Genomic DNA, 11,403 nt, shown 5'->3' on the forward strand with positions numbered 1-11,403 from the left:
AAAAGGGCTTTGCCGAAAACCGTCATCAGAACCGAATATCTGGACTCGAAGGCATATTCCGGGAACGAGTACGAGGCGCATTTATTTAAGTTGCTGCGCTATAAATATGAGAAAAATAATTTCGACCTGATTCTGGCCGCCGCTAGTCCGGCCCCCATTTTTGGGGGTTGGGAGTTCAATCTCGGTCATGGTATCGTCGGCGGCAAGCTGATTGATCTTTTTGCCCATGGTGTTCTGGCGGGTCGGTTGGCCGTGGAAATCCTGCAGGGAAAAGCTTTCGCGCCGGGCTTCGGACTTTTCCCCAGTCCGAATTCATTCATGTTCGACGACAGGCTGTTAAAGCGTTTTCAGATAGGAGACGAGCGCCTGCCGCCGGCAAGCAAAATCATCAATCGCCCGCCAAGCTTTTATCAAAAAAATCGCGCGGAAATCTTTATCCTGTTGTCCGGTCTGCTGGCCGCCCTGGTTGCGGGTGTCTTTATTTACATCTACAACAGCAGAGCCCGCCTGCGGAAAGCCTATGGCGAAAAGCTGGCGATGGAAAAAACTCTTCTGGCGTCCCAGGCCCAACTCCGCTAAGCCTTGGCCGAAGTCAAAACCCTGCGCGGCATACTGCCGATCTGCGCCTACTGCAAAAGCATCAGAAACGATGAAGGTTATTATGAAAAGCTGGAAAATTACATTCATAAACATTCGGGGGTTGATTTCAGCCATACGATTTGTCCCGCCTGCATGAAAAAACACTACCCGGAAGAATATGAAGGCATGATGCGGGATAAAGATGGTCTGAAACTGGGGTAGGCGGCTCGGGCCGGGTTTCCCATCCGGGTTTTCCGCTTGACATGGCGGGAAAAAAAAGCTACATGGCAGCCGTTTAAGACATAACATTCAGGTGCTCCATTGGAGCCTAACAGGGAACCCCGTTAAAATCGGGGACGGGCCCGCCGCTGTAACCGGGGACGAAAGCCGTTATAACCACTGACCTTTGATCAGGTTGGGAAGGTTCGGCCGGTAGCTTGATCCGGAAGTCAGAAGACCTGCCTGCATGAAAAAGTCATCTCTCGAGGACAGAGGCGGGCTTTATCGAATCCATGCGGATAAAACTGGGAATCCCGGATCGAAACCATTGCGTTTCGGTCCGGGATTTTTTGGTTTCGTGGACGCGCTCTTCGCGCTCGAAAAAACCTTAAAGTCGATTGCGGCCGGCCGCAGGATGTCGGCCCTGGCGCCGGGTTGTCGTGCAGTGCCTGCAGAGGGCTTTCGGAGATGAACTTCAGGGGCTTGAAAAATGATGGTTTTGCCGGTCGGATTCATCTGGTCGGTCTGGGTGCGCCGGGGAGCGATTGCCGGGATCTTTGCTGAAGATCACAAAGGTGCCGAGGATAAATTTCAGCCAGGGAGAAAACTTGAAAAATGAAACCGGGTAGATTTTATGGAGTCGGTATCGGGCCGGGTGATCCCCGTTATCTGACCCTGATGGCGGTCGAGATCCTGCGTCGGGTCGATCTGATCTTCACGGCGGTGGGGGTCAATTCTGCCTTCAGCGTCTCGCGTCAGGTGGTCGATTTTGTCGACCAGGTCAAGGCCGAAAAAAGGGAGCTGGTGTTCAGCATGGCCCGCGACTGGGAAAAACGCCGGGCGGTGCTGCGCGCCAATGCGGCCCTCATCGCCGCCGAGTTGCGCCGGGGCCGGGATTGCGCCTTTGCGACCCTGGGCGATCCCTCGACCTACAGCACGTTTGGCTATCTGTTCGCGCTGTTGCGCGAGGAAATGCCGAATCTGGAAAGCGAAATCGCCCCCGGCATCACCTCTTTTGCGGCGCTTGCGGCCCGGTCCCAGACCGTGCTGGTCGAGGATGAAGAGCGGCTCTGCGTCCTGCCGGGGCAGAACCGGATCGAGCCCGAGAATCTTGACCTGCCCCCCAAGTCGACCACGGTGCTGCTCAAGAGTTACAAGAACCGCAATCGCCTGGTCGAGTATTTTGCCCGGCAGCCGGATTGCAGCATCCTTTACGGCAGCCGCCTGGCCCTGGAGGGTGAATTCGTCAGCCGTGATCCGCAGGCGATTCTGGCGCGGCCGGAGGAATATCTTTCCCTGCTGATTGTCAAGCGGAGTTGAAATGAGGCGCGGGTTTTTGGCTGCAGGGGCGCGGCGGTGATCAGTTATCCGGTCAATCTGCTACTGGAAAATCGTCTTTGTCTGGTGGTCGGCGGCGGTCGGGTGGCCCGGCGAAAGATCGAAAGGCTGCTGCTTTCCGGAGCCCGGGTGCGCGTGGTCGCGCCGCAGGTCGTGGCGGCCATTGCCGCTTATGCCGGGCAGGGTCGCCTGGAACTGAGCCTGCGGCCGTTTGTCGACGACGATCTGCGGGAGGTTTTTCTCTGTTTCGCGGCGACCTCCGATGCCGTTCTCAACCGCCGGCTGCTGGAACTGGCCCGGACGCGAAGGATCCTGGCCTGCGGGGTTGATGAAAACTGGCCTCAGGGGGACTTCATTACGCCGGCCGGCTGTGGCGCGCCGGGCCTGCAACTGGCGGTCAGCACCGAGGGGGTAGCCTGTCGGCGGGCTCGGGAGATCAGGAATTATCTTAGGCCTCAGCTGGAAATGCTGAGTCTCGGGCCGGTGCTCACGGTTTACGTGCTGGAGCTGGACGCAGGCGGCGACAGGGGAACTGACCCGGAGCTTGAAGCTCGGCTGGAGCGGCAGCTGCGACTGGTCTGGGGGGTGCGGGAATTTTCTTGCGGGCGGGTGGCAAATAGCTTGCAACTGGTCGTTCTGGCGGTTGACGGGTCCGGCGTGGCCGAGTTGCTCGAAACCCTGTTGCGGGCGGCGGGTAACTTCTCCGGGGCTTTGTTTGCGCAAAAAGATGCGGCCGCTTTCGCCTGCCTGCGGAAAATGGGGCTGGCGTCGGTGCCGCGGACCGTCGTGGCGGAGCCCAGGACTGCGGAGAGCGCCGAAGCCGCCGGGGTTTGGGGTCCGGGCTTGCGTCAGCTGGAACAGCTTTTGCTAAATGTTGAGGGTGGAGTCCTGGCCGAGTCCGAGGCCTGGAAAGGTTATGAAGCTTTCTGTCGAAAATTATAAAGGTTCAACCGGCGCGGGGAAGGCGACGCATTGGTGCTTGCAGATTCGAGTGGTCGATATCTGAACGCGCCGGTCATGAGGTATGGAAATGCATAATCAGGTAAACTGGCAGATGTCGGGTGATGAGATTGAGCGGGAGAGTTTTCGGCGTATCGATGAGCTGGCTTCGCGACATTTCTTCAGTCCGGCTGAATGGCATGTGGCTCGGCGTCTGATTCATACGACCGGAGATTTTTCCATTATCGAGCAGCTGCGTTTTCGCCATGATCCGATCCCGGCGGGGCTTGCCGCCCTGGCCGCCGGCGCGCCCCTGTTCTGTGATTCCAACATGGTCCGCAGCGGGGTTTCCGTGGCCCGTTTGCGTCAGCTCAATCCCTGCTATGAGAAAGCGTCGGTGCATTGTTATATTGCCGATTCCGATGTAGCCCTGGCGGCGGCGGCGCGGGGGACGACCCGGGCCCTGGCGGCGGTGGAAAAAGCCCGTCCCCTGCTTGCCGGGGCCGTGGTGTTGATCGGCAACGCCCCGTTGGCGCTGGCGAAGATCGTGCAGCTGGCCGAGGAGGAAGGACTGCGCCCGGCCCTGGTGATCGGCATTCCCGTCGGTTTCGTCAACGTGATCGAGGCCAAGGCGATGCTGGCGGCCGCCTCCTTGCCCCAGATTGTGGTTGAAGGCCGCCGCGGCGGCAGCGCCCTGGCCGTGGCCGCCCTGCACGGCATTATCGAGAACCACTTGTCCTGACGGCGAGATTTTTTTGTGACTAGCCGAAGATTCTGGAATATCCTGGGAATAGGGACCAGTCAGGGAGATATTGGGGGGAACATTCTGGGGACACGATCCAGTTACTTTTTTTTACTTGAGGGAGCGCGCTGACCGGTATGCACCCGGGCCGGAGCGGTGATTTTCAAAGTCGGAGTTTAAGTGAGGTGAAGTCTTCGTTGCGCTGCGGATTCACGACCGGGGCGGCGGCCTCCGCCGCCGGTGTTGCGGCTTATCTGCGATCCCGGCGGGGAGAAATCCCGGCGGTTGTGGAGCTGTGTTTTCCGGATGGTCGGCGGCGGGCGATTGCGACCAACTGGCGGGGCGGGGCCGAATTCGCGGTCGTCAAGGACGGCGGCGATGATCCGGATGTCACCGATAAGGCCTTGATTCTGGCGAAGTATCTTCCGGTTTCCGCCGCGGCGCTGGGGCCGCATGACTACCTGCTTGAAATCGGTCGCGCTCATCTGATTCTGCGCGGCGGCGACGGCGTCGGTCTCTGCCGGCGGCCGGGGCTGGACTGCGCGGAAAACCACTGGGCGATCAATCCGGGCCCGAGGAAGATGCTGGCCGCCAACCTCGCCCGGATTGGTTTCGGTGAAACGCCGGAATGGGGTCTGCTGACCATCACGGTGCCGGAGGGTGGACGGCTGGCCCAAAGGACCCTGAACCCCCGGCTCGGGATCGTCGGAGGCATTTCCATCCTCGGAACTTCGGGCATCGTTTATCCTTACAGCCACAAGGCCTATGTCAAAACCATCATGGTTCTGGTCCGGGCCCTGGCCCTGGCCGGGGGCGAGCGGCTGGTGCTGACCACCGGCGGCCGGACGCTGCGAGCGGCCGCCGAACGGCTGCCGGAACTTGACGAAAGCTGTTTTGTCAGGATCGGGGATTTTATTTACGACAGCTTGCGGGCGGCGCAAGCACAAGGCCTGACGCAGGTGGTCATTGCCTGCATGCCGGGCAAGCTCTGCAAATACGCCGCCGCTTACCATAACACGCACGCCGCCAACGTCGACCAGACCCTGGCTCCGCTGGTCGAAGCTTTTCTCGCGGTCGGCGGCGATGCGGCAACGGCGGCAAAACTTGCGGCTTGTCCGGCCGTGCGTCAGGCCCTGGAACTGATTCCCGCGGCCCGGCTTGAAGCCTGTTTGGGTCGGCTGGTCGAGCGGGCCCTCGGGGTTTTGCGGGACTGGTTTCCGACTTTGCACCTGCGTCTGCTGCTCTTTGATTTCGAGGGCAGGCTGCTGCTGGACCGGGGAAGTTCCTGATATTTATCTTCCGGGCGCGAGCCTGCGGGCTCAGGTTGCCGTTGCCGTTGTTTAAACACAGTATTTTAAGTGAGACAGGTTTTTTGATGAACGGAAGCATCACCATTCTTTCCTGCGGCCCCGGGCTGAAAAACCTGCCCGCCTTACAGGATGAAATTTTTGCCGGAATCGAGGTTCTGGCCGGCGGCCGCGCTTTGCTGTCGGCGTTGGCGGCGTTTGCCGGGGAAAAGGTGGTGCTCGCGGCCGACAGCGCCAAGGCGGTCGCGACCCTGTGTCAACTGGCCGCGCGCGGCCGTCGGATTCTGGTGCTGGCTTCGGGCGACGCCCTGTTTCATGGTATCGGCGGTACCTTCGCCCGCTTGCCGGCGGAGCGGCGCCGGGATTTTGCGTTGCGGATCATTCCCGGACCGACCGCTTTTCAGGGTTTGTTTGCCTTTCTGCAAAAGCCCTGGGAGGCGGCCCGTTTTTTCAGTTTACATCAGGGGGGCGCGCTGCCCGCCCGGGAAATCATCAGCGCCCGGCTGGCCGTGGTTTATGGGGGCGGCCGCCGGAATGCCGCGCGCCTGGCGGCCGAACTGCTGGAGATTTTTCCGGAGCAGGAAAGGCGTCCGGCGGTGCTGGCTGAAAATCTGGGGCTGGCCGGAGAGCGGATCGTTTCCTCGAATCTGGCCGCGATTGCGGCCCTGGCCTGCGGGCCGCTGTCTTTTCTGGTGCTGCTGGAAGATGAGGCGGGGACGGAGCGACCGTTTCTGGCCCTGGGCCTGGAAGACGCTTTTTTTGCTCCGGAAAACGGCCTGATCACCCATCCGGAAATTCGGGCTGCGGCGTTGGCCAAGCTGCGTCTGCCGCCGAGCGGAGTGCTTTGGGATATCGGCGCCGGCAGTGGTTCGGTGGGGTTGGAGGCCGCCGGCCTGCGTCCTGAAATGCGGGTTTTCGGGCTCGAAAAAAAAGCGGAGCGGGTTGCGCGGATTCGGACCACCATGCAGAAACTGGGGCTTGCCAACTACGGCATAAGCCTTGGCTCCGCTCCGGCCGGGATGAAACTTCTGCCGCCGCCGGCACGAATCTTTATCGGGGGGGGCGGCGAACAGCTGCCGCTGATTATGGAACAGGCCTTTGCCGCCCTTGTATCCGGAGGCCGGATGGTGGTCGCCGCAGTGACCATGGAGGCTTTGCAGCAGCTGATCGCCTGGCGGCCGGAGGCTTGTCGTGAGGCCGTGCAAATCGCGGTTTCCCGCTTGACGGGCCTGGCCGGACGTTATCGTTTCATGAAAAGCGACAACCCGGTGTACCTGTTTGTTTTTGTCAAGGAGATCGGCTTATGAACAAGAGCGTGATTTTTGCCGGGGCCGGGGCCGGAGCGCCGGATCTGCTGACCCTGCGTGCGGCCCGGGCTTTGGAGGGGGCCGATCTGGTGATTTATGCCGGTTCCCTGGTCAATCCCGAGGTGTTGCGGCATTGCCGGCCGGAATGCCGTCTGGTGGACAGTGCCGGGCTTGATCTGGACGAGGTGGTGGCTTTGATGCGCAAAGCGGTGGCCGCCGGTCAGGGCGTGGTCCGGCTGCATACCGGCGATCCGGCCATGTACGGGGCGATCTCGGAACAGATGAACCGGCTCGATGAGCTTGGTATCGATTACGAAATCATTCCCGGAGTCAGCGCGGTTTTCGCCGCCGCCGCCGCGCTCAAGTGCGAAATGACTATGCCGGGTTTAAGTCAGAGTCTGATTCTGACCCGGACGAACGGGCGTACGTCGATGCCTGAGCGTGAAACGGTGGCCGCTTTTGCGGCCACCGGCGCGACCCTGGCTTTTTTTCTGAGCGCCGGCAATCTCGAAGCCCTGGTGGCCGAACTGCTGGCGGCCGGGCTCGCTCCCGCCACTCCGGCCGCCGTGGTTTATCGGGCGAGCTGGCCCAATCAGAAGCTGGTTCGTTCCCGGCTGGTCGAGCTGGCCGAAAGAACCAGGGCGGCCGGCATCGCGCGTCAGGCTCTGGTGATCGTCGGGCGGGTTTTGGAACGTTCCGGAGAACTGTCCCGGCTGTATGACAAGGATTTTTCCCATGGTTATCGCAGCTTGCGGGCCGATCATTATTTTGCCGGTCGCGTGGCCCTGTACGCGCTTTCGCGGGAAGGTCGGGAAAAGGCCCGCGAAATTGCGGCGGGCTTGTCCCCGGCCGAGGTTTTTTTCCCCGAGCGCCTGGGGTCACCCCGGGCGGGAGAAACTTCATTTGCGGCGAGCGGGCTTGGAGCTTTGGTCGAAAAAAACTGGGCGGGCTACGCCGGTCATATTTTCATCACGGCGGCGGGAATCGCCGTGCGCCAGATTGCGCCCTTGCTCAAGAATAAAACCTGCGATCCGGCGGTCGTGGTTTGTGCTGAAAACGGCAGTCGGGTGATCAGCCTGGTTGGCGGTCATATCGCCGGGGCCAATCGGCTGGCCCGCCGCATTGCCGGAATCACCGGAGGTGAGGCGGTGATTACCACGGCCACCGACAGCCGGGACCTGATGGCCTTTGATGAACTGGCGGCCCTTTCCGGCTGGCGGGTCGAAAATCCGAGCCGGATTAAAATTTTCAATGCCGCCCTGCTCGAAGCCCGGCCGCTTGACCTGCTGCTTCCCGAGGCCGTATTCGAGCGCTATTACGCCGCGCAGGTCAACCTGCGGCGGCTGGGCGAGCCGGCGGAAATTCAGGCCGGCCTGGCGGTGGTCCTTGATCCGCCGCCGGACTGGGCCGGCCCGGACGACGTGGAGATTCTGGTGTTACGCTCGCGGTCAACATTATGAAACTGGCACTTGGCCTTGGTTGCCGGCGTGGGGTCGGCGCGGATGAACTAGAGCGGGCCCTGAATGGTTTTCTCGCCGGGCACGGCTGCCGTCGGGGGCAATTGGCGGTCCTCGCCAGTTGTGAGATCAAGCGGGACGAAGCCGGCCTGCTTGAACTGGCCCGGCGATTGCAACTTGAAATAATCTTTTTTTCAATCAGTGAATTGAGCCGGGTTCGAGTACCGAGCCCATCGTTGGCCGTGCATGAAAAGATTGGGGTATATTCGGTGGCCGAAGCCGCTGCCCTGCTGGCGGGGGGCGGCGAGCTTGTTGCCAAAAAAGAGAAATTTACCAGCCTGACCCTGGCGCTGGCCTGGATGGAAAGGTCGTAAGGGATTTTTATGGGCTCATGGGATGATAAAATGTCGGGAAACGGAACGTTGTATGTGGTAGGTCTGGGTCCGGGTGAGCGCCGGCTGATGACCCCGGCCGCCCTGGCCGCTCTGGCTCGAACCCCGGTGGTGGTCGGTTACGGGAAATATCTGGATCAGATCGACGATCTGCTGGTCGGCAAAAAGGTGATTCGCAGCGGCATGGGAGCCGAGGTCGAGCGTTGCCGCCGGGCCCTGGCGGCGGCCGCTGCGGGTAGTGATGTCGGCGTGGTCTGTTCCGGTGATCCCGGCATTTTCGCCATGGCCGGTCTGCTCTATGAACTGCGGGATCGAGAGGCGGTTTTCGCCGGAGTCGAGATTGAGGTCGTGCCGGGTCTGAGTGCGGTTTTCGCCGCCGCCGCCGCGCTGGGCTCGCCTCTGACCAACGGCTGTGTGATTCTCAGTCTTTCCGATCTGCTTACCCCGACCGCGGTGATTGTTAAAAATCTGGAAGCGGCGGCGCTCTCCGAACTGGCCTGCGCCCTTTACAACCCGGCGGGGAAAAAGCGTCGCGAGCTGTTGCAGCAGGCCCTGGCGATCTTTGTCCGGCAGCGGGGGCCGGAGGTTCCGGCGGCCTTGCTGAAAAATGTCAGCCGTCGGGATGAAGAGCGCTGGCTCGGGCCGCTGGCCGATTTTCCGGCGGAAAGGGTTGACATGAATTCATTGATTATTATAGGTAACGCGACCTCGGTCATCAGCCGGGGTAATCTTTATGATCGCCGAGGTTATCGTGAAAAATATTTCCCCGAAAACTGATTTTTCCGCTTTTTGCCTGGCCGCGACTCATTCCGGCAGCGGCAAGACCACTATCACCCTGGCCCTGTTGCGGGCCTTGCGGCAGCGCGGCTATCGCCTGCAGCCTTATAAATGCGGACCCGATTATATTGATCCGACCTTTCACGAACGCGCGGCCGGTTGCCCGTCGATCAATCTCGATACCTGGATGATGGGGGAGGCGAGCGTGCGCGATTCTTTCGCCCGGGCCGGCGCCCAGGCCGATGTGGCCGTGGTTGAAGGGGTGATGGGGCTTTTTGACAGCTTCGCCCCCGGCGTCCTGGCGGGCAGCAGCGCCGATTGCGCCCGGTTGCTGGACTTGCCGGTTATTCTCGTGGTCGAGGCCCGGGGCATGGCGGGCAGCATTGCCGCCCTGGTCAAGGGCTTTTGCGAATTCAATCGCGAGATTCAGATCGTCGGCGTCATCGCCAATCAGGTCGGCAGTCCGGAGCATGGCCGGATTCTGGCCGAAGCCCTGGAACGGGCCGGCCTGCCGCCGCTGCTTGGAGCCTTACCGAGAATCGCGGCCTGGGGCCTGGAGGAGCGCCATCTTGGCCTGGTGCCTTTTCTCGAAAACAACAAGTCGGAGGAATGGTTTGCCGAGCTGGCCGCCGGCGCGGAAACCTATCTCGCGATCGACCGGTTGCTGGAACTGGTTCGGCGTCCGCGCCCGACGCGGGCCCCCGTCGCGGCCGACCGGCCCCGGAAACCACGGGTGCGGTTGGCCCTAGCCCGGGATTCGGCTTTTCATTTCTACTATCCTGATAACCTCGATCGGCTTCGGGAGGCCGGTTTTGAGTTGGTTGAGTTTTCCCCCATAAGCGCCGAAGACCTGCCGTCGAATGTGGCGGCGCTCTATCTCGGCGGTGGTTTTCCAGAGGTCTTCGCCGCCGAACTGGCCGCTAATCAGAAGATGCGCGCCGCGATTCAGCGGTTTGCGGCCGGCGGGGGGCTGGTTTACGGTGAATGCGGCGGCTTCATGTATCTGGGGCGGTCGCTGACCGATAGTCAGGGCCGGACCTTTCCCATGTGCGGGGTTCTGGATGGGCACGCGACCATGCGGGACTCGCTCAAGGCCCTGGGTTATCGCGAGATCACGACCCTGGACGAAAGCCTCTTCGGTCCGGCGGGCACGGTTTTGCGCGGCCATGAATTTCACTGGTCCGAGATGGCTCCCGGCTCCTTGCCCGCGCCCTTTTTCCGGCAAAAAGACCGCGGCGGCCGGGAAACGCCCGGCGGCGTCAGAAAAAACAATGTCTTTGCCAGCTATGTTCATCTGCATTTTTCCTCCTGTCCCGAGGCCGCTCTTAACTGGGTCGCCGCCGCGCGTTCCTGACGCCGCCGGCCGGGGGTTGTCTGAGACTTCACTCTCCCGCTCGTGGCGGCGGTCGGCCAAAGGCCGGCCCGGCGACAATGCGGGAAAGCCGCGCCCGGCGCAGCCGGTAATTTGCCGATAATCGACGGAGAAAAGGGCGTCTTCGCGGCGCAGCCATGAGCTTCTTCTTCGGCCTAAGGGTAATGATGGTGAAACCGATCGTGGGCTTTTTCCGGAATCTGGGCATTCGACCGAAGTTATGGGGTGGGTATTCGTTGGTGGTGGTTGCCTCGCTGTTGCTGTGCACCACCTTTATCGGCTCCCTGATGCGAAAAACCGTGGAGCTCAATATCGAAAGTGAGTTGCAGAATTCCACCGCGGCCATTCTCGGTATGGTTCGCACCTCCGCCAATGTTTCAATAAAAAATTATCTGCGCGCGGTGGCCGAGCAGAATCTGGAAATTGTCCAATCCCTTTACGCGGAGTATGAAGCCGGGGCTATCAGCGAAGCCGGCGCCAAACAAGAAGCCCTGAAGGTGTTGTTCAGCCAGCGCATCGGCGAGACGGGATACATCTATTGTGTCGACAGTGCCGGGGTGGCGGTGGTGCATCCCAACGCAAAGGTTGCGGGTAAGAATTTTGCCCACTTTTCCTTTGTGCAGGAGCAGATGAAGCGCCATGAAGGGTATCTCGAGTATGAATGGCAGAACCCCGGCGAAGCGGAACCCTTTCCCAAAGCCTTGTACATGACCTATTTCGAGCCCTGGGACTGGATTATCTCGGTTACATCCTACCGGCATGAGTTCCGGCAGCTGATCAATGTCGATGATTTCAGGGAGAGCATCCTGGAACCGCGATTTGGTAAAACCGGATATTCTTTTATCATCGATGTTGGGCCACTCCCAGATCGATGCGAGACCGGGGCGTGGCGGCGGTTATTCTGGAATCGCCAGCTCGGCCGCTCACAAATTCTCTGAGTATGGGTTCTGCTCCCGACTCTGCCGAAACACAGT

The 11,403-nt window shown here is 60.8% G+C and carries 11 protein-coding genes, 1 pseudogene and 1 riboswitch; all 12 genes and pseudogenes read left to right on the forward strand.

Annotation, left to right across the window (positions count from 1 at the left end; translation table 11 throughout):
- Positions 1–582 precede the first annotated feature (582 nt).
- The 12 genes and pseudogenes from ENN66_12200 (at position 583) to ENN66_12255 (ending at position 11,367) form a co-directional block, all read left to right on the forward strand.
- A complete protein-coding gene (locus ENN66_12200) occupies positions 583–801 on the forward strand; it encodes a hypothetical protein (GenBank protein HDS17340.1) in 219 nt (72 codons plus the stop codon).
- Positions 802–873: 72 nt separating this feature from the next.
- Positions 874–1,060: riboswitch (cobalamin riboswitch) on the forward strand.
- A gap of 353 nt (positions 1,061–1,413) precedes the next feature.
- Positions 1,414–2,118: a precorrin-2 C(20)-methyltransferase gene (gene cobI / locus ENN66_12205; protein ID HDS17341.1), complete on the forward strand. Its 705-nt coding sequence runs from the start codon at positions 1,414–1,416 to the stop codon at positions 2,116–2,118.
- A 36-nt stretch (positions 2,119–2,154) separates the two neighbouring features.
- Complete coding sequence (locus tag ENN66_12210; GenBank protein ID HDS17342.1) at positions 2,155–3,078, forward strand: bifunctional precorrin-2 dehydrogenase/sirohydrochlorin ferrochelatase; 924 nt, start codon at positions 2,155–2,157, stop codon at positions 3,076–3,078.
- An 88-nt stretch (positions 3,079–3,166) separates the two neighbouring features.
- On the forward strand, positions 3,167–3,817 hold the full coding sequence (locus tag ENN66_12215; protein ID HDS17343.1) for a precorrin-8X methylmutase: 651 nt from the start codon (positions 3,167–3,169) through the stop codon (positions 3,815–3,817).
- A 137-nt stretch (positions 3,818–3,954) separates the two neighbouring features.
- The gene (locus tag ENN66_12220; GenBank protein HDS17344.1) at positions 3,955–5,106 is read left to right on the forward strand and encodes a cobalt-precorrin-5B (C(1))-methyltransferase; all 1,152 of its coding nucleotides are present in this window, start codon (positions 3,955–3,957) and stop codon (positions 5,104–5,106) included.
- 86 nt (positions 5,107–5,192) lie between these two features.
- Positions 5,193–6,431: a precorrin-6Y C5,15-methyltransferase (decarboxylating) subunit CbiT gene (gene cbiT / locus ENN66_12225; protein HDS17345.1), complete on the forward strand. Its 1,239-nt coding sequence runs from the start codon at positions 5,193–5,195 to the stop codon at positions 6,429–6,431.
- Positions 6,428–7,186: pseudogene (gene cobM / locus ENN66_12230) on the forward strand (precorrin-4 C(11)-methyltransferase). The gene cbiT and the pseudogene cobM overlap by 4 nt, the downstream one beginning before the upstream one ends.
- A 24-nt stretch (positions 7,187–7,210) precedes the next feature.
- On the forward strand, positions 7,211–7,891 hold the full coding sequence (locus tag ENN66_12235) for a hypothetical protein (protein HDS17346.1): 681 nt from the start codon (positions 7,211–7,213) through the stop codon (positions 7,889–7,891).
- Positions 7,888–8,262, forward strand: coding sequence for a cobalamin biosynthesis protein (locus ENN66_12240; protein ID HDS17347.1), 375 nt, complete (start codon positions 7,888–7,890; stop codon positions 8,260–8,262). Before ENN66_12235 ends, ENN66_12240 begins: the two co-directional genes overlap by 4 nt.
- A gap of 9 nt (positions 8,263–8,271) precedes the next feature.
- Positions 8,272–9,057: a precorrin-3B C(17)-methyltransferase gene (cobJ, locus tag ENN66_12245; protein ID HDS17348.1), complete on the forward strand. Its 786-nt coding sequence runs from the start codon at positions 8,272–8,274 to the stop codon at positions 9,055–9,057.
- A complete protein-coding gene (locus ENN66_12250; protein ID HDS17349.1) occupies positions 9,014–10,411 on the forward strand; it encodes a cobyrinate a,c-diamide synthase in 1,398 nt (465 codons plus the stop codon). The genes cobJ and ENN66_12250 overlap by 44 nt, the downstream gene beginning before the upstream one ends.
- A 155-nt stretch (positions 10,412–10,566) precedes the next feature.
- Positions 10,567–11,367 (forward strand): hypothetical protein, encoded by an 801-nt coding sequence (locus ENN66_12255; protein ID HDS17350.1) that lies wholly within the window; start codon positions 10,567–10,569, stop codon positions 11,365–11,367.
- Positions 11,368–11,403 lie beyond the last annotated feature (36 nt).

It is taken from the genome of Pseudomonadota bacterium (genome assembly GCA_011049115.1).
GTDB lineage: Bacteria > Desulfobacterota > Anaeroferrophillalia > Anaeroferrophillales > Tharpellaceae > DSCM01.

Excerpts from the sequence above, each read along its gene's own strand:
- cobI (HDS17341.1), top strand. The coding sequence starts at position 1,414 with ATGAAACCGGGTAGATTTTATGGAGTCGGTATCGGGCCGGGTGATCCC.
- ENN66_12215 (HDS17343.1), top strand. The coding sequence starts at position 3,167 with ATGCATAATCAGGTAAACTGGCAGATGTCGGGTGATGAGATTGAGCGG.
- ENN66_12220 (HDS17344.1), top strand. The coding sequence starts at position 3,955 with ATGCACCCGGGCCGGAGCGGTGATTTTCAAAGTCGGAGTTTAAGTGAG.
- cbiT (HDS17345.1), top strand. The coding sequence starts at position 5,193 with ATGAACGGAAGCATCACCATTCTTTCCTGCGGCCCCGGGCTGAAAAAC.
- ENN66_12240 (HDS17347.1), top strand. The coding sequence starts at position 7,888 with ATGAAACTGGCACTTGGCCTTGGTTGCCGGCGTGGGGTCGGCGCGGAT.
- cobJ (HDS17348.1), top strand. The coding sequence starts at position 8,272 with ATGGGCTCATGGGATGATAAAATGTCGGGAAACGGAACGTTGTATGTG.
- ENN66_12250 (HDS17349.1), top strand. The coding sequence starts at position 9,014 with ATGATCGCCGAGGTTATCGTGAAAAATATTTCCCCGAAAACTGATTTT.
- ENN66_12255 (HDS17350.1), top strand. The coding sequence starts at position 10,567 with ATGAGCTTCTTCTTCGGCCTAAGGGTAATGATGGTGAAACCGATCGTG.